Origin of the sequence: Natrinema altunense (genome assembly GCF_000731985.1) — an archaeon.
In the GTDB taxonomy this organism is placed as follows: Archaea; Halobacteriota; Halobacteria; order Halobacteriales; family Natrialbaceae; genus Natrinema; species Natrinema altunense.
Genome location: NZ_JNCS01000006.1, coordinates 114,637 through 131,006 on the forward strand (window position 1 = coordinate 114,637; position 16,370 = coordinate 131,006).

Consider the following 16,370-nt stretch of genomic DNA (forward strand, 5'->3'; position numbering starts at 1 on the left):
CCGGCCCACCGACGCACGAACCGGATGCAGAGAGCGGTCCGCCCGAAGGGCCGACCGACGGGAGGCCCCACGATGAGACGGATTTACGACTCGCGCGCGCTCGAGCGGACGAACGACGATCCGTTCGCCCCCGACGAAGACGAGGCCCGGGACGGACCGCGGACGATCGACTGGGCGGCGTTCAGCCACGCGTTCATGCCGACGGCGCTGCGCCACCGAGCGCTCGCGGTCAGCGTATCGACTGACGCGCGGCGGTACGAGTCCGGCGACCCGGTCGACATCACGATCACGTTTCGCAACCGGCTCCCGTTCCCGATCCGGCTCCGCACGGAGTCGCCGAACCGCTGGCTCTGGACCGTCGACGGGCTACGAGCGGCGTCGAAACTGCCACCGGCGGTTCCGGATCGGCCCGCCGCGTTCGCCTTTACCCGCGGCGAACGCAAGACGTTCCGACGGCAGTGGCCCCAGCGCATCCAGGTCGCCGACGACGAGTGGGAGCCCGTCGACCCCGGCACCTACACGATCGCGGTCCGGATCGCGCGGGCCGACGCGGCCGATCGCGGACTCGTCGACAGCACGACCATCGAGATCACGGATTGACGCTCCGACACCCTCGCTCGCACAACGGTGCCCGGAGACCGAACTCCGTGCCGTGCTCGTCGGTAAATCCCTGCAAAAGACGAGAGAGTTCGAACCACGGTCGCAGCGGAGCTGCTCGCTGGTTCAAACGATAACGGTGCTATGGATGGCGCTCCCGGATTCGGTTGCGCCAAAACATAGCGGGAGGTAGATTTGAACTACCGGTCTGCGGGTTATGAGCCCGCCGGAATCTCCTGGCTATCCCATCCCGCTACCACATCATACCCGAGTGCACTAGTTAAGGGTTGTGATTCGGGTGCCGTATGCGGGTTTTTACCGCTACTCCTGGTGGACCTGCCAGGTGTAGAGGCTCTCACAGGTGTAGTTGACGAAGAAGCCGACGCCGATCCCGATCACGTTCGCGGCCACGTACCAGACGCCGAACTGCCGGACCAGAACGCGCAGGACGGCCAGCGTCACTAGAAACCCGCCGAACCGGACGGCGTTCGAACGGAGGAACCGCTTTCCCAGCGGTCCCAACCCGACCTGCCCGTACTCCGCGAACGTCCACCGTTCGTTGATCGCGAAGATAATCATGATCCCGAGCTCCCAGGAGAGGATCTTCGCCACGACCGGTCCGAGAACCGTCGCCTCGACGAGCGCCACGAGGACCACCGTGTCGACGGTCGCACCGACGGTCCCCACCCCGACGAACTGGGTAAACCGCGTCGTCGAAAGCAGCGCACGAACCCGCGTCCGGATGGCCTCTGATAGGGAATCACTCATCGTCGTGTTCGATCTCGAGCGGCTCGATCGTCGTCTCCCGGGTCGCGGTCGGAGTCGTCAAGCGACGCGTCGCTCCGGACGGGTCGGGAGACGGGCGGCCACTCGCGGGACCCATTCATCCGCATGCCAGCCGTGGGAAGAAAAACGTTCTGAGACGACTCGAGGCACGGGCCGACGACCGGGCCGCGACCACGCTCAGACTGCGAGATCGCTCTTCGCTCGGACGACTTCGACGTCGTCGGCGTCGACGCGGTCGACATCGAGGAAGTGGGGCGTGAAGTTTCGCTTCTCGTAGTCCTCGTACTCGTCTTCGCTGCCGACGGTACACCAGAGCTGGACCCGATCGGGACCGTGATACTCCCCGTTTCGATTGATCCCGAAACAGACCACCTCGGAGTCACCCTCGTCCCCCTCGTACCGAACGATGGCCCCGTTGCGGATTCCGGGATCGCCGTGAATGATGAGCTGCTTCATGGACGGTCGTTCACAGGAGAGCGGATTAAACGCTTCGGACCCGGGAGTAGCCGTCCCCCGGTCGAAACGACAGCCGGCAGTAACGAGCGACGACGAACCAAACGGGTTTTAAACAGCGCTATCTTAGGCCACGGCAAGTGAGATAACTATGCAGATGCCACGCCGATTCAATACGTACTGTCCGCACTGCAACGAACACCACGAACACGAAGTCGAAAAGGCCCGAACCGGCCGCTCCTCGGGTCTGAAATGGGACGCTCGCCGAACCCGGCGGAGCACCTCGAGCATCGGTAACTCCGGTCGCTTCTCGAAGGTGCCGGTCGGCGAGAAGCCCACCAAGAAGACCGACCTCAAGTACCGCTGTGGCGAATGCGGCAAGGCCCACCTCCGGGAGGGATGGCGTACCGGCCGACTCGAGTTCCAGGAGTGATTCCAATGGCAGGAAATTTCTACAGCGTTCGATGCGACGACTGCGAGAACGAACAGACCGTCTTCGGCAAGGCCTCCTCGGAGGTCGCCTGTGCCGTCTGTGGCACGACGCTCGTGCGGCCGACCGGCGGTAAAGCCGAGATCGAACACGAGATCGTCGAGACAGTCGAGTCACGATGAAGTACAGCGGCTGGCCCGATCCCGGCGAACTCGTCGTCGGCAAGATCGACGAAATCGAGGACTTCGGTGTCTTCGTCGATCTCGAGGAGTACGAGGACAAGCGCGGCCTGATCCACATCTCCGAAGTCGCGAGCGGCTGGATCAAGAACGTCCGCGATCACGTCCGCGAGGGCCAGATCGTCGTCTGCAAGGTCCTGGACGTCGACGAGGGGTCCCAGCAGATCGACCTCTCCCTGAAAGACGTCAACGATCACCAGCGCTCCGACAAGATCCAGGAGTGGAAAAACGAGCAGAAGGCCGACAACTGGATGGAACTGGCCTTCGGCGAGGAGATCGCCGACGAGGACTACACCGCGATCGCCAACGAACTGATCGCCATCCACGGCGGGCTCTACGAAGGGTTCAAGCAGGCCGCGATCCACGGCGACGAGGCCCTCGACGACACCGATCTCGACGACGACGAAATCGCATCGATCGTCGAAACGGCCCGCGAGAACGTCTCGGTGCCGTACGTCAACGTCACCGGCTACGTCGATCTCGAGAACCCGACCGAGACCGGCGTCGACGGCATTCGCGAGGCCCTCGAAGCGGCCGAAGGCAACGGCGAGGTGCCCGAGGAAGTCGATCTCGAAGTGAGTTACGTCGGCGCACCCGAGTACCGAATCACGGTTCGAGCGCCCAACTACAAGACCGCCGAATCCCAACTCGAGGAGAGCGCACAGCGAGCGGTCGCGGCGATCGAAGGCCACGGTGGGGCGGGCGAATACCACCGCGAGCGCCGGACCGACGACGAGTAATGAAATCCGACATTCGGGTGTGCTCGGCGTGGCGCGAGGCCCACGACAGCCCGATCTATACCCTTTCCGATAGCTGTCCCGACTGCGGTGCGGACGCGGAAAACAGCGCGCCGGCGCCGTTCGATCCGAACGATCCACACGGAAAGTACCGACGCGCTCTTAAACGTCGCCGCCGCTGATACGGTATGGACGAACTCGAGATCGACGCAGTCGCCGAGGTCGAACTGGACGACCCCGTCCTCGTCGAAGGGTTGCCGGGTGTCGGACACGTCGGTACCCTCGCGGTCGAGCACTTACTCGAGGAGCTCGAGGGCGAGAGCACGCTCGTCCGGCGGCTCTACTCTCGGGAGTTCCCGCCGCAGGTCAGCGTCGAGGATGGCGTCTCGGAACTGACCTGCGCGGAGATCTACGCCGTCGAGGTTCCCGAGGGTCGCGATCTCCTCCTGCTAACCGGCGATCATCAGGCACAGAGCAACGCGGGCCACTACACGCTGACCGACGCCTTCCTCGACATCGCCGAGGCGTTCGGTGCGACCGAGGTGTACGCGCTCGGCGGCGTCCCCACCGGCGAACTCATCGAGGAGTACGCCGTCGTCGGGGCCGTCAACGACGAGTCGCTGCTCGAGACGCTCGAGGACGCGGGCGTCGAGTTCCGCGAGGACGAACCCGCCGGCGGCATCGTCGGCGTTTCGGGGCTCCTGCTCGGACTCGGCGATCGCCGCGGCTTCGAGGCGACCTGCCTGATGGGCGAGACCAGCGGCTATCTCGTCGACCCCAAGAGCGCCCGCGCGGTGCTAGAAGTGCTCGAGGACGTACTCGGCTTCGAACTCGAGTATGAATCCCTCGACGAGCGGGCCGACGAGATGGAGGAGGTCATCGGCAAGATCCAGGAGATGGAGCAACAACAGCAGATGGACGTGCCGACGGACGACGACCTGCGATACATCGGCTGACGGCAGCGACCGGCAGCGCCGGACCGAGGCACACGAGTCCTTTTCCGAAAACCGACGCGCCACGGGAGCGCTCGCTGTCGCGCGTCTCGAGTCGCTCCCGGAGAACGGTCAGTCGGCTCAGCCTTCGAGTACTTCGTAGGAAACGTCGGCGTCCCGGAGCGCGTCGGTGACGCGGCCGACGGCGTCGGTCGTGGCCACGGCGGTGACCTCGAGCCCGTGGTTCGCGGCGTCGGCTGCGACCTCGCCGACGGCGAACGTGACGTCGGGATCGGCGTCCGCCTGTCGGCAAGCGACGATGGCTTCGACGCCAGCGGCGACCACGATATCGGCACCGTCGCAGGCGTCGGTGACCGTTTCGTCGTCGATCGCGCGGCTGCCACCGGTGCGGATCGAGGGGACCTGCAGAACAGTGACGGAGCCGGGCACGAGGTCCATGACGCCTTCGAAGCTGGTGACCCCGACGTCGGTTCCGGCCTCGGCGTCGGTCGTCGCGATGCCGGTCGCGGGACCATCGTTGTCCGGCGTGGCGTGGAGCAGCCCGTCTTCGACCGTCAGTGAGACGGTCTCGCCTTCTTCGATGTCCGCGGTCGCGATGTAGGCGTCTTCGCTCATCGCGCCGAGTACGTCGCCGGTGACGTGGTCGGCGAACCGGCGGACGTCGTCGGCTGCCCGGAAGAGCCAGTCGACACCCTCGCGAGTGACGCGGTAGCGCGACCGCCCTTCCTTCTCGACCAGGCCGTCGTCGACGAGTTCGCGGATGTACTCGCTGACGGCCTGGCTCGTCACGCCGACTTCCCCGGCGATCTCCCCCTGGCTGACTGCGGGCTGGCGCTCGGCGATCTGGACGAGGATCCGGAACCGCGTCGCGGCCCGCTTGTTGTCGAGGACGTCGACCATGTAGCTAGCGTTTTCTCGAGCGACGGAAAAAGGTACGCGGTCGGCGGGTCGGCCGCCCGAACGCTCCGCTCGACCGAGCGCTCCGAGGCGTCAAGTTGATAGCGGGAGAGTCCGTCGGATTCACGTGAGTATGTCGGCCCTCTCAGCGACGACCGCCGCAACCGCGCCGGCCGTCGATTTCGTGGCGACCGGGACCATGTCACCCATTCCGGCAGTCGTCGGCCAACTCGGACTCTCCGACTGGGTCGCCTGGATCGCGATCGGGACCTTCGTCGCGGCGATGGTGCTGCAGTGGTCCGGTGCCGTCGATCCAGCACGATACGTCGCCGCAGCGGCCTGGTCGGTCTTCGGCGTCTACTGGCTCATGCTGGTGCCGTACTACTACGGCCACCTGCAGAGCCCACTCGAGACGCTGTTGGCACTCGCCGCGCTGCCGCTGTGTCTGTACACCGGCTACCTCCTCGTCAAGGGCCGGGAGTCGCTGCTCTTGCTCTCGAAGGCCGTCGCGTTCATGGGGCTGATCTACCTGCCCGCCGAGACGATCCCCGTCGTTCGCACGTGGTTGATCGAGACGACCGCGGCACAGACCCACTTCGGGATGGAGTTGCTCGGACACAGCCCCGGACTGACCGAAGGTGCGGACGGGTACATGAGCAAGTTCGACTTCGACCCCGAAAAGACGGTCACCGGTCGAACGACCTACATCATCATGGCCTGTACCGGGATCGGTAGCATGGCCATCTTCGGCGGCCTCATCGCCGCAGTCAACGCACCGCTCAAGCGGAAAGCGATGGCCTTCGCGAGCGCGATCGGCGTCATCTGGATCCTCAACCTCTCCCGGAACGTCTTTATCGGGCTGGCCTCGCCGTGGGGCTGGTTCCAGCAGGACGTGTTCGTCTACATCGCGAGCGACTTGATGGGGGCTCCCGTGAGTCGCACGTCCTATCTCGTCGCCCACAACTTCATCGCCCAAACGCTGTCGATCGGGGCTCTGCTGGGCATTACCTACCTCGTCGTTCGCATCCTCCCCGAAGTCCTCGAGCCCCTCGAGGATGTCCTCTTCGTGCTGACCGGTTCCGAGTACGACCTCGCGGCCGCGCTCGGCGAGGAGGGACGCGCCGACGGCGGGGCGGATGCGTCTCAGTCCGACCAGCGGTCGCCGCCCGACGCCGCGTCCGGGTCCGACCCCGACGATGACTGACGACATCGCCGTCGATCTCCCGATTTCGATCCACGACCGCGCCGCGTTCGTTCCCGCAGCCGAGACGCTCGTCGTCGCCGACATCCACCTCGGCAAGGCGGCCGCCTCGAGCGTCGAGGCACCGATCGACGACGGACGCGACGCCGTCGAGCGGCTTCGGGGACTCCTCGCGGAGACCGAGCCCGCCACCGTCGTGATCGCCGGCGACCTGTTACACTCGTTTTCGCGGCTTCCGCGGGGCGTCGAGCGCGATCTCGAGCGACTCGTCGAGACCGTCGAGGCGGCCGGTGCCGAGCTGGTCGTTACGCCTGGCAATCACGACACACTGCTCGAGGACGTGTTTTCGGGCACGACTGTCGAGGAGTACCGGCTGGCCGACGGCGACACGGTCGTCTGTCACGGCCACGAGCGCCCCGACGCGACGGCCGACCGCTACGTCGTCGGCCACGACCATCCGGCGCTGTCGATCGAGGGCCGTAAACTGCCGTGTTTCCTCTACGGGCCGGCGTGCGACGAGGAGGCGGACGTACTCGTCCTGCCGGCGTTTACGCGCCTCGCCGCCGGGACGACGGTCAACGGACTGTCCGGCCGGGACTTTCAGACGCCGCTGGTCCAGTCCCCCGACGCGTTTCACCCCGCGGTCAGGGACGACTCGAGCGGCGACGTCCTGTGGTTCCCGCCGTTGGGGGAGCTACGACGGATGCTGTGAACATCGAGGGGGCTCCTCCCCATAGCTGGACGGCGTTCGACGTCAGCGACCCTCGCGTTCACTGGCCGACGGTACGATCACGAGCGACAGCGTGCCGACTCGAACGCCGGTCGCATCCGCGGTCGCCACCAAGTTCTTGAAGAAATCGCTGAACGTGATCAGCAAGACCGCGGCGGTGATGATCAAGATGAGGAACGCGAAGAATATGATCGCCGCTTGTCGCCCGGTCAACGCCGTCCCTTCGAGGAAGTCGTCCATGGCCATGGCGGTTCCGTCCGTATCCCGAGTGGACGAGGCGAGCCGAAGTTAGTATTTTCCCGCTCGTCGATGACTGTCGTCGGCCGAAGCACGTCTCGGTGCGACGGCGACACCGGGACGCTGCGATTCCCGGTCGCGACCGACTCGGACGCGAGTGCGGTCACCGCGACAGGTCGTCGATCACGGCTTTGGCCGCCTGCCGACCGCTCTCCATCGCGCCCTGAATCGACGACCACTGCGTGTAGTCGCCGGCGAGATAGACCGGCCCGGCGGGCGCGCGAACGTCGGGAAGCCGGTCGTAAACCCCCGGTGGCTGGTCGAACTGCGCGAACGGGACGCGCTCGGTGTGGAGCGCCTCGAGCGCGGCGAACTGCCGGTCGGGATACCACGACTCGAGGGCGCGTCGCGTCCGCTCGACGAGGGCGGCGTCCGATGCGTCCGGGCCGCGGTCGGCGTCGCTCCCAGTCGCGGACCCGGCGCCCTCGAACTGCTCGTCGAGGTAGGTCGCACTGAGCAGCGTCGTCCCGTCGGGGGCGTACTCGGGCGCGACCGCGCTGTGTGGGACGACGTGGTTCGGCCCCCGATCGGTTGCGTTCAACAGGAGCCGCCGGCCGGTCTCGAGGTCGATCTCGGCCGGCAGCGCGTAGTATTGGGTCACACACCCCCGTCCGTCGGTCGGGATCGACGGAACGCCGGTGAGGTCGCGAGCGGTCGGCGGGTCCGTCGCGACGACGACCGCGTCGGCGTCGATCGGTCCGCCGTCGGTCTCGAGCGTGACGCGGCCGTCCACGCGCTCGGTACCGCTCGAGTCGGCGTCGGTCGCTGTGACCGACTCGACTTCGACGCCCGTTCTGATCGTGCCGCCGGCCTCGCGAACGCGGGCGGCGAGTTGGGTGGGGATCGCTTCCATACCGGTCGCCGGGACCACCGTCTCGCCGGCCGCGAGCGTCCGGAAGGTGTACTCGAAGACGCGTCTCGAGGTCGCGAGCGATCGGTCGAGCGTGATCCCCCCGTAGAACGGCGCGATGAACCCCTCGATGAACGCCTCGGAGAAGCCGCGGTCGCGGAGGAACGCGTCGATTCGCTCGTCGTCGCCGGCGAACAGGGCGTCCGGCTCGGTCCGCCGGAGTTCCCACCAGAGCCGGGCGACCCGGAGCGCGTCGCCGGCGGAGACGTACGGACTGGACAGCGTCGACGGGACGGTTCCGGGCTCCCGAAGCGGGTCCGCCAGCGTCGATCGCCCGGTCGGGCCGGCGACGGTGGCACCGGGGGCGAACCGCCGGAGGTCCAGTGCCTCGAGATCGAGTTCCGTCCGGACCGCCGGATAGGCGGTAAAGAGGACCTGAAAGCCGCGGTCGAACCGATACCCGTCGCGCTCGAGGGTGCGGACGCGTCCCCCGACCGTCCCTCGGCGTTCTACCAGCGCCACGTCCACGCCGCCGCCGGCGAGGTGCCGCGCGGCGACCAGTCCGGCGAGTCCGCCACCGGCGACGACGACCTGCGGAGTCGAGCGCATGGATGACCATCCGGCCGGCGGCGAATAAAAGGGTCGACCCAACAATGCAGGCGCGTCGACGGGCGGTCCGGCCGATCGCCCCTCGAGAGGTCGCCTACTGCCGGCGGACGCTTCGGAAACGGGCCGGGAAAACGCGGTCAGTGGACGCCGACGTACGCTTCGCGGACGTACTCGTTGTCGTGGAACTCCCCGTGGGTCCCCGACAGTTCGATCTCGCCGGTCTCGATCAGCGAGAGTCGATCGGCGTGGGTCAGCGCGAACGTCGCGTTCTGTTCCGCGAGCAGGATCGTCAGTCCCGTTTGTGCCTGCAGCGTCTCGAGGGCCGCGCCGATGTCCTGGATGATGACCGGTGCGAGGCCGAGCGTCGGTTCGTCGAGCATCAACACGTCGGGGCCGCTCATCAGCGCCCGGCCGACGGCGAGCATCTGCTGTTCGCCGCCGCTCATGGTCTCGGCCTCCTGCTCGCGGCGCTCATCTAGCCGCGGGAACAGCTCGTAGACCATGTCGAGATCCGCTCGGACGCCGTCGCGGTCGTCGCGAAACTGAGCGCCCATCAGCAGGTTCTCGTGGACCGAGAAGTACGGGAACAGGTCCCGATCCTCGGTACAGTAGACCAGGCCGTCCCTGACGATCCGCTGCGGGCGGACGGCGGCGAGATCGGTCCCGTCGTAGCGGACGGTGCCGTCGTAGTCGACGAACCCGGCGATCGCGTTGAGCATGGTCGTCTTGCCGGCCCCGTTCGGCCCGATCACGCCGTAGATCTCTCCCTCGCCGATCGACAGCGAGACGCCCTTCAATGCGTGTGACTTGCCGTAGTAGACGTCGAGGTCGTCGATCTCGAGTATTGCGTCGGTCATTGGAGTCCCTCCCCGGCGAGGTACGCCTCTTGGACCGCGTCGTCGGCGGCGATCTCCGCGGGCGTTCCCGCGGCGAGGAAGTCGCCGTTGTTGAGGACGACGACGCGATCGACGAGTTCCATCAGCCCGCCCATGTTGTGGTCGACGACGACCATCGTCATCCCGTCCTCGCGGAAGCGTTCGATCTGGGCGGCGAGTTCCCCGATTTCGGCCTGGTTCATCCCGGCGAACGGCTCGTCGAGCAGCATGAGTTCGGGCTCGGTCGCCAGCGATTTGGCGATCTCGAGCCGGCGAACGTCCGCGTGCGGGAGTTCGCTCGGCATCTCGTGGAGTTTGTCTTCGATATCGATGCGTGCGGCGTACTCGCGGATCTCCTCGTCGCTCGCGCCGCCGTGGAGCGAGCGGATACTGTTCGGGAGCGTGAACAACCTGATATTCTCGCTCACGGAGTACAGGTCGATCGGGTTCGACTCCTGTGAGACCCGCGAGAGTCCCTTGGCGACGATTTGGTGGGTCGAATCCGACGTGATGTCCACGCCGTTGAACCGTATCTCGCCGTCGGTCACGTCGTACAGGCCCATGATGCAATTGAACACCGTCGACTTTCCCGACCCGTTCGGGCCGATCAGCCCGACGATTTCGCCCTCGTCGACTTCGAGTGAGAAGTCGTCGACGGCGACCAGTCCACCGAACGTTTTCGTGAGGTTGTCGACTTCCAGAACGCTCATTCGGACTCACCTCGAACGGCACCGAGGCGGTGCCAGATCGCCCTGAACAGCCCGTCGCGTGCGAACACGAGCACGAACAGGACGATTAGCCACAGGAAGAGGTACCTGACCGGCGTCGAATAGCCGTGGAGGACCTGGTGGTTGAGAACCTCGAAGAGGAACGCGCCGCCGAGCGGCCCGAGGATCGAACTCATGCCGCCGATAACGGCGATCGCGATCATCTCGATGCTGTTGTCGACGACGACGAACGTACTCGGATCGACGTTCCCGGTAAAGCCGACCAGGAGGACGCCGCCGATCCCCATCGGCACCGAACTGAGCATGAACGACCAGAGCTTGAACTTCGTTGGATTGAGTCCCGCGGCGGACACCGCCGGTTCGTTCTCGCGGATCGCGATCAGGATCATCCCGAGGTTCGACCGGGCCATGAACGTCAATGCAAGCGCGATGAGCAGCATCGGAATGGCCATGTAGTAGTATCGCAGCATCGGGTCCCAGGTGAAGACGTCCGGCTGGCCGAACCCGGGAATGCCGCCGAGCGAACTGAACGCCGTCGTCAGCCTGTAAAACAGGAGCACGGCGACGAACGTGATCAGCGAAAAGTACGGCCCCTCGAGCCGAAGCGTCGGTAGCGCGATCAACAGCCCGACCACGAGAGCGGCCAGCACCGACACCGATCCCGTGACCCAGATCGACAGCGTCGGATCGACGTGTACGATCAGGAGGGCCGTCGTGTAGCCGGCCGCGCCGGACAGTGCGGAGTGGCCGAAGCTGATGTAGCCGGTGTATCCGCTCTGAATGTCCCAACTCATCGCGAAGATGGCCCAGATACTGGCCAGCGCCAGCGTCCGCAGCAGGCCGCCGCCGAGGAGCGGCCCGACCATCGGGGCCCAATAGCCCGCGGTGAGGAGTCCGGCGACGCTGACCGCGATCACGCCGAACTGCAGTCCCGACATCTCGCCGAAGTACGGTCCCAGCGATCGGTTGTACCCGTCTGCAACCGGATCGAGGACCCGGTCGATCGGTGCCAGCAGCCGCTCGAGCGTCCGACCGACCGGCCACAAGACCTGTCGTCGTAGCGTTCCGGCGACGCGACCGAGTCGACCCGTTACCGTCGAACAGACCGTCCCGAGGAGTAGTATCGTACTAATCATGGGCGAACTCCCTCCCGTAGAGTCCCTGCGGCATGAACAGCAGGAAGACGACGAGCACGACGAGCGAGAGGATGCCTCTGAACCCGTGCCCGACGAACGTGACCGTGAACTGTTCGAGGAATCCGATGACGTACGCCGCGACGACGGACCCCTTGATCGAACCGATACCGCCGATGACGACGATCATAAACGCCAGTGCGAGCGGGTTGAGCCACATGAGCGGCGTCGCCCCGCCGGTCGAGCCGAGGATGATACCCGCGGCTCCGGCGAGTGCTCCGGCGATGAGCCACGTCTTCGACCGGACCGAGTGAAGGTCGACGCCGGTCAACTGCGCCCCCCGCTCGCTCATCGAGGCCGCGAGGATCGACCGTCCGTCGTCGGTCTTCGTGATATAGTACCACAACAGCCCGATCGCGACCCACGAGATGACGAACCCGACGAACTGAACGATACGGGGCCGCGCGTTGATTCCGTAGGGCTCGAGGTTCACGGCGCCACTGACGAGCGTCATGCCGAGCGGCGAGCTCCCGAAGCGAATGAGGATGACTTCCGTCGCCGCGACCGCGACGATGACCGTCGCCAGAAACGTGATGACGACGTTTTCCTCGACCCAGCGAACGAGGATCTGGTAGAGCCCCCACGAAAGGAGCGCAACTACGAGGATGGTGATTGGGAACGCGACGGCCGGATGGGCCCCCTGTGCGAGGACGCCGAAGACGTAGGCCCCGGACATGATCAGCGCGCCGTGAGCGAGGTTCAACGTTCCGCCGACGCCGAAGATCATGGTAAATCCGATCGCGATCAACGCGTAGACGGCGCTGATCATCGTCCCCTGTAGCACCAGCGTGGCGATATCTCCGAGCATCGCTCACTGCATCCACGACGGCAGCTGGTGATCTGCGGTCCGGTGCTCGTCGGGGTAGACGCACTCGCTTTCCTCCGGTCCGACCCACTGGGTCACGGGGTAGTTCGTGATCGTCCCGTCCGCTCTGCGCTCCTCCCGAACGTCGTGCGGGTAGTCGGAGTCCGGCCCGTAGAAACGGAGTTGTCCGGCGACGCCGGTGACGTCGACGTCGAGCATCTCGCCGACGAAGTCGTCGAGATTGTTCCGCGTATCCGTCGTCTCGAGGGAGTCGATTGCCTCCTTGAAGACGTGGATGCCGTCGTACGTGTTGAATCCCATGTACATCGGGGCTCGAATCGGTGCCTCGTCCGCGTCCTGGTACCGACTGGAATACGCCTCGACGAACGGCTGCGTCCGTTCCGTAATGGACGTCACACCTGCGGCACCGGACTGAGCCGTCGTTTCGTATGTCGCCGCCCCGTCGTAGAGTTCGTTGTACGACGGCAGCATTCCGGAAACGTGCACGCCCTCGATGCCGAAGTCGTACTGCCCTTCGTGCCACCGCGTGAGCATATCCCCGCCGTCGATGTGTGCGAAGAACCGTAGGACGAAGTCCGCGTCCGATTCGTTGACGTCGCTCATTACCGGTCCGAAATCGGTTCCTTCGATCGACAGGGCATCCTGATACACGATCTCTAGATCGCGCTCCGAAAGCAACCCTGGAATCTGCTCGCCGAACGGTTCCGTCCACTCGGCCTGATCGCGGAGGAACGCGACCCGGTCCCAATCGTGTTGATCGTTGAGGTATGCACAGTAGTCGGCGATCGACTCGGCCTGAAAATCGGAATTGATCGGCCCGATACGGAAAACGTTCTTGTACGTGTCGTAGTCGGAGCCGGCGTAGTCGGTAACGAGACTCGGGGCAGCTGATCCGGTGATCATAAAGGGGACGTCGAACTCCGCCGTGAGATCCAGAATCGACTGGGTCGTCTCGGAGTTGAACGTTCCGATCAGGAGGTCAACGTCTTCCTGCTGGATGAGTTCCTCCGTCACGCTCTGTGCTTCGCTCGGGTCCGTCCGCGTGTCCTTCGTGATGACGGTGGCTTGTTCACCGTTGAAACCGCCATCGTCGTTGAGTTCCTCGACGGCCATGTCCACCGTCCGTTTGGACCCGATTCCGAGCGGATTGCTCATCGGTGCGAGGTGACCGATGGTGAGTCCGTCGCTCCCGCCGCCACCGAGACATCCGGCGAACGTCGTTGCCATCGCACCGGCCCCTGCAGCCCCCAGGAATCGCCGTCGTCCCACGGTTCCGTTACCAGATCTACCCGATTTGCGATTATTGTTATCGTCGTTAGCCATTGTCTGTCACTAAGTTACCGATTCTCACCCACCCCTTTCGATCCTGCCGTAATAAAGATGAGGGAAGTTAGCAAGTCACTTGCCAACTATACACGAATGTAATGTTGTCCATAACTACCCGGTCATCGACCGTCGCTCCCGCGGCGATGAGTACGGACCGATGGGACGACAGCCTCGAGATCGATCGCCCCGTCCCGGAGCCGGTAGTCGCCGTTTTCGTACGCGAGACATCCCTCGTGGCGGAGATGATCGAGATGTGCGAACGTCTCTCCGGGGCCGTGAACGATGTGAATACCATCGAGGTCGCCGAACAGGTGGGCGCTGACCGTCCAGGCGTCGGCCGGTCCGTTCGCCGCCAGGAACTCGAGGATGGTTTCGGTCCGCTCGCGGTGGTGCTCGAGGATCGCCAGTGCGCGGTCGGTCGGCTCCGAGATCGGGTCGCGGTGGCCGGGCCAGACCCGCTCGTAGTCGCGATCAGCGAGTCGCGTGAGGGCGGCCGTGTACTTCTCGAGGGGATGGTCGACACGGAGGTCAGCCCCGCCGACGTTCGGCGTGTACACCGGGAGGACGGCGTCACCGACGAACGCCTCGTCACCGCCGTCGAGTTCGAAACAGCACAGGCCGGCCGCGTGGCCCGGTGTATGGATCGTTTCGAGGGTTCGTCCGCCAACCGTGAGCACATCGCCGTCCGCGATCGGCGTCGGATCGACCGGCCGCCCCTCTATCTCCGCCGCCTCGAGAAAAGCGAGGAGTTCCGCCCGTGCGTCCTCGGGCACGCCCCATTCCTCGAGTCGGTCCCGGCGGCGGTCCTCGACGGCCGCGACCGCGGCGGGTTGCTGGGCGACCAGCGGGGCGTCGGCTTCGTGGACGTAGACCGTCGCGTCGCTTTCGGCCTGGATCTCGCCGGCCAGTCCGGCGTGGTCAGCGTGGAAGTGCGTAAGAACGATGTCGTCGACATCCGCGACGTCGTAGCCGCGCTCGGCGAGACCGTTACGGAGGTCCCGACGAACGGGGTCGGTTGCGAGTCCGGTATCCACGAGTGCAAGCGTGTCGGCGTCGTCGTCGGCGAGCACGTAGGCGTTGTTTCGACCCTCGAACTCCTCGTTGCCGAGCGAAATACGGTCCATGTCGGCTAGCGACATGCTTCCCGCTAATAATTCGCGCGATCGCGGAACGGGGCTTCCTACGAGGGGGGAGCCGACCCTCCGCTCGCCACCGTGGGGTACCTCTCGCCGGGTCACTCGAGCCCTCTCGATCCCAGTCAGCGCGCTCCCGGGATCGGGACGTGTCTCTCGAGTTGGCCTCGCCGATACTTATGAGAGACCGCGTCTCGAATGCGTACCGTATGGGAACTCCGCCGTCCACAGTCGAGACGTTCGAGTGTCCCTCCTGTGGCAACCTCGGCTTCGGTCGAGGCGAGATCGTCTGTTGCGATCGGCCGATGGAGCGGGTGACCGACGCGGATGTCGGCGTCACCCAGCCGGACCTCGACGAAGTGATGCGGTCGATCTTCGGGATGTCCGAAACCGAACTGGACATCTGTCTCTGCGTCATGGAGGGTGGCGAACAGACCGTTTCGGAACTGGCCGAGCAGGTCGAGTACGATCGGAGCGTCGTCTCCCGCCATCTCAACCACCTCGCCGATCTCGGTGTGGTCGATAAACACCGCCGACTCCTCAAAGAGGGCGGTCAGGTCTACATTTACGCGCCCAAGGACCCGGACGCTGTGAGACACGCGCTCGCGGGAGCGTTCGTGACGTGGGCTCGAGAGGCCCTCTCGCTCATCGATTCGCTGAGTCGCGAAAAGACTGAATCGATGGTCGACCGCGAAACACAGGACGCGCAGTGGCGAATCTATCAGGAGTAGCACCGCGGTGCGCCGTTCTCGACGGAGAGAGGGTATCGTACCTACTGAAACGATCGACACGCTGACCGCAACGCCGTCATGCGGTCAGGTGTGCACTGACGTTCAGTGACTACTATCAGTCCCATCCCTGAGCACGCCGTAGACGCCGCCGAGAACGAGACCGTACACGGCGTGCCAGAGCAGCGACGGCGGCGCGAAGTTGGGGACCGGCGGCGACGCGGGGGAGCCGACCGCACTGAGCCAGACGGGCATGAGGAGTCCGGCCAGCACGACCCAGATCACGACGCCCCAGACGAGACCGAGGCCGACGACGCTCCCCGTCGACTCGACTCCCAGCACGCCGGCGAGTCCGGCGAAGGCGAGCCCCAACACTGCGCCGTGAAAGACGTGCACTGCCATCCCCACGGGGACAGTCGCCGGGGGTGCCAGGAAGTACAACGACGGAATCGCCACGGCGATCACCGCATCGTTCATGACGAGCATCAACGCTCCCATGACGATTCCCCCCGCTACGCCACCGCCGACGCCTGCCATCCAGTTGCTTCTGTGTGAAATCGTTCGGACACCACGACCGGTTTCAGTGGCCATACCGAACGGAGGACCCGCGTTTTCATAGGCGTGCTGAGGGTGTGGGATGCGGACCCACGTTCGCGAAACAATTATAAGGCTATCCGTCCTGGGTCGCTCAGAGCGTCGAGTATGGGCCCACCGCTTCGATTCTCGTCGGGCTTTCCGATTGGTGTCGCGAGCGGACTCGACCGCTCGCGGTCACCGGTGGG

The 16,370-nt window shown here is 65.3% G+C and carries 22 protein-coding genes and 1 tRNA gene; 9 read left to right on the forward strand and 14 right to left on the reverse strand.

The window, feature by feature from the left end:
• Window positions 1-72: 72 nt before the first annotated feature.
• Window positions 73-600: a hypothetical protein gene (locus ALTAJ2_RS12440; RefSeq protein WP_007107824.1), complete on the forward strand. Its 528-nt coding sequence runs from the start codon at window positions 73-75 to the stop codon at window positions 598-600.
• A gap of 177 nt (window positions 601-777) precedes the next feature.
• Here the strand turns inward: ALTAJ2_RS12440 and ALTAJ2_RS12445 are convergent.
• The 4 genes from ALTAJ2_RS12445 to ALTAJ2_RS12455 all read right to left on the reverse strand — a co-directional run bounded on the left by ALTAJ2_RS12445 (window position 778) and on the right by ALTAJ2_RS12455 (window position 1,839).
• A tRNA-Met gene (locus ALTAJ2_RS12445) sits at window positions 778-852 on the reverse strand.
• A 66-nt stretch (window positions 853-918) separates the two neighbouring features.
• The gene (locus tag ALTAJ2_RS12450; protein WP_007107823.1) at window positions 919-1,365 is read right to left on the reverse strand and encodes a GtrA family protein; all 447 of its coding nucleotides are present in this window, start codon (window positions 1,363-1,365) and stop codon (window positions 919-921) included.
• Window positions 1,358-1,480, reverse strand: coding sequence for a hypothetical protein (locus ALTAJ2_RS20295; protein WP_275039496.1), 123 nt, complete (start codon window positions 1,478-1,480; stop codon window positions 1,358-1,360). Before ALTAJ2_RS20295 ends, ALTAJ2_RS12450 begins: the two co-directional genes overlap by 8 nt.
• An 80-nt stretch (window positions 1,481-1,560) precedes the next feature.
• The gene (locus ALTAJ2_RS12455) at window positions 1,561-1,839 is read right to left on the reverse strand and encodes an HAH_0734 family protein (RefSeq protein WP_007107822.1); all 279 of its coding nucleotides are present in this window, start codon (window positions 1,837-1,839) and stop codon (window positions 1,561-1,563) included.
• 148 nt (window positions 1,840-1,987) lie between these two features.
• Here ALTAJ2_RS12455 and ALTAJ2_RS12460 point away from each other — a divergent pair, with 148 nt between their 5' ends.
• From ALTAJ2_RS12460 to ALTAJ2_RS12480, 5 genes are read left to right on the forward strand one after another with little or no spacing between them, the layout of a single operon-like run.
• On the forward strand, window positions 1,988-2,269 hold the full coding sequence (locus ALTAJ2_RS12460; protein WP_006186272.1) for a 50S ribosomal protein L44e: 282 nt from the start codon (window positions 1,988-1,990) through the stop codon (window positions 2,267-2,269).
• Between the two features lie 5 nt (window positions 2,270-2,274).
• Entirely contained in the window at window positions 2,275-2,448 is a 174-nt protein-coding gene (locus ALTAJ2_RS12465) for a 30S ribosomal protein S27e (RefSeq protein WP_007107821.1), read from the forward strand.
• Window positions 2,445-3,245 (forward strand): translation initiation factor IF-2 subunit alpha, encoded by an 801-nt coding sequence (locus ALTAJ2_RS12470; protein WP_007107820.1) that lies wholly within the window; start codon window positions 2,445-2,447, stop codon window positions 3,243-3,245. The genes ALTAJ2_RS12465 and ALTAJ2_RS12470 overlap by 4 nt, the downstream gene beginning before the upstream one ends.
• A complete protein-coding gene (locus tag ALTAJ2_RS12475) occupies window positions 3,245-3,424 on the forward strand; it encodes an RNA-protein complex protein Nop10 (RefSeq protein WP_007107819.1) in 180 nt (59 codons plus the stop codon). The genes ALTAJ2_RS12470 and ALTAJ2_RS12475 overlap by 1 nt, the downstream gene beginning before the upstream one ends.
• A gap of 6 nt (window positions 3,425-3,430) precedes the next feature.
• Window positions 3,431-4,198, forward strand: coding sequence for a proteasome assembly chaperone family protein (locus tag ALTAJ2_RS12480; RefSeq protein ID WP_007107818.1), 768 nt, complete (start codon window positions 3,431-3,433; stop codon window positions 4,196-4,198).
• A 117-nt stretch (window positions 4,199-4,315) separates the two neighbouring features.
• On the opposite strand, the gene ALTAJ2_RS12485 is transcribed toward ALTAJ2_RS12480, so the two are convergent.
• Entirely contained in the window at window positions 4,316-5,095 is a 780-nt protein-coding gene (locus ALTAJ2_RS12485) for a DUF7839 domain-containing protein (RefSeq protein WP_007107817.1), read from the reverse strand.
• Window positions 5,096-5,225: 130 nt separating this feature from the next.
• Here ALTAJ2_RS12485 and artA point away from each other — a divergent pair, with 130 nt between their 5' ends.
• Both artA and ALTAJ2_RS12495 read left to right on the forward strand, forming a co-directional pair.
• Complete coding sequence (gene artA / locus ALTAJ2_RS12490) at window positions 5,226-6,296, forward strand: archaeosortase A (RefSeq protein WP_007107816.1); 1,071 nt, start codon at window positions 5,226-5,228, stop codon at window positions 6,294-6,296.
• Window positions 6,289-7,005: a metallophosphoesterase gene (locus ALTAJ2_RS12495; RefSeq protein ID WP_007107815.1), complete on the forward strand. Its 717-nt coding sequence runs from the start codon at window positions 6,289-6,291 to the stop codon at window positions 7,003-7,005. Before artA ends, ALTAJ2_RS12495 begins: the two co-directional genes overlap by 8 nt.
• A gap of 42 nt (window positions 7,006-7,047) precedes the next feature.
• On the opposite strand, the gene ALTAJ2_RS12500 is transcribed toward ALTAJ2_RS12495, so the two are convergent.
• From ALTAJ2_RS12500 to ALTAJ2_RS12535, 8 genes are all read right to left on the reverse strand, one after another.
• Window positions 7,048-7,269: a hypothetical protein gene (locus ALTAJ2_RS12500; protein WP_049899678.1), complete on the reverse strand. Its 222-nt coding sequence runs from the start codon at window positions 7,267-7,269 to the stop codon at window positions 7,048-7,050.
• A 154-nt stretch (window positions 7,270-7,423) separates the two neighbouring features.
• The gene (locus ALTAJ2_RS12505; protein ID WP_007107813.1) at window positions 7,424-8,779 is read right to left on the reverse strand and encodes an NAD(P)/FAD-dependent oxidoreductase; all 1,356 of its coding nucleotides are present in this window, start codon (window positions 8,777-8,779) and stop codon (window positions 7,424-7,426) included.
• A 137-nt stretch (window positions 8,780-8,916) separates the two neighbouring features.
• On the reverse strand, window positions 8,917-9,636 hold the full coding sequence (locus tag ALTAJ2_RS12510; RefSeq protein ID WP_007107812.1) for an ABC transporter ATP-binding protein: 720 nt from the start codon (window positions 9,634-9,636) through the stop codon (window positions 8,917-8,919).
• The gene (locus ALTAJ2_RS12515; RefSeq protein WP_007107811.1) at window positions 9,633-10,364 is read right to left on the reverse strand and encodes an ABC transporter ATP-binding protein; all 732 of its coding nucleotides are present in this window, start codon (window positions 10,362-10,364) and stop codon (window positions 9,633-9,635) included. Before ALTAJ2_RS12515 ends, ALTAJ2_RS12510 begins: the two co-directional genes overlap by 4 nt.
• Window positions 10,361-11,518: a branched-chain amino acid ABC transporter permease gene (locus tag ALTAJ2_RS12520; protein WP_007107810.1), complete on the reverse strand. Its 1,158-nt coding sequence runs from the start codon at window positions 11,516-11,518 to the stop codon at window positions 10,361-10,363. Before ALTAJ2_RS12520 ends, ALTAJ2_RS12515 begins: the two co-directional genes overlap by 4 nt.
• Window positions 11,511-12,383 (reverse strand): branched-chain amino acid ABC transporter permease, encoded by an 873-nt coding sequence (locus ALTAJ2_RS12525; RefSeq protein WP_007107809.1) that lies wholly within the window; start codon window positions 12,381-12,383, stop codon window positions 11,511-11,513. The genes ALTAJ2_RS12520 and ALTAJ2_RS12525 overlap by 8 nt, the downstream gene beginning before the upstream one ends.
• Before the next feature lie 3 nt (window positions 12,384-12,386).
• The gene (locus tag ALTAJ2_RS12530) at window positions 12,387-13,670 is read right to left on the reverse strand and encodes an ABC transporter substrate-binding protein (protein ID WP_239647734.1); all 1,284 of its coding nucleotides are present in this window, start codon (window positions 13,668-13,670) and stop codon (window positions 12,387-12,389) included.
• A 176-nt stretch (window positions 13,671-13,846) separates the two neighbouring features.
• Complete coding sequence (locus ALTAJ2_RS12535; protein WP_007107807.1) at window positions 13,847-14,851, reverse strand: MBL fold metallo-hydrolase; 1,005 nt, start codon at window positions 14,849-14,851, stop codon at window positions 13,847-13,849.
• Window positions 14,852-15,069: 218 nt separating this feature from the next.
• On the opposite strand from ALTAJ2_RS12535, the gene ALTAJ2_RS12540 reads away from it, so the two are divergent.
• Complete coding sequence (locus ALTAJ2_RS12540; protein ID WP_007107806.1) at window positions 15,070-15,591, forward strand: ArsR family transcriptional regulator; 522 nt, start codon at window positions 15,070-15,072, stop codon at window positions 15,589-15,591.
• A gap of 102 nt (window positions 15,592-15,693) precedes the next feature.
• Here ALTAJ2_RS12540 and ALTAJ2_RS12545 read toward each other — a convergent pair whose 3' ends face one another.
• Window positions 15,694-16,179: a DUF6789 family protein gene (locus ALTAJ2_RS12545; RefSeq protein WP_049899672.1), complete on the reverse strand. Its 486-nt coding sequence runs from the start codon at window positions 16,177-16,179 to the stop codon at window positions 15,694-15,696.
• Window positions 16,180-16,370: the final 191 nt, after the last annotated feature.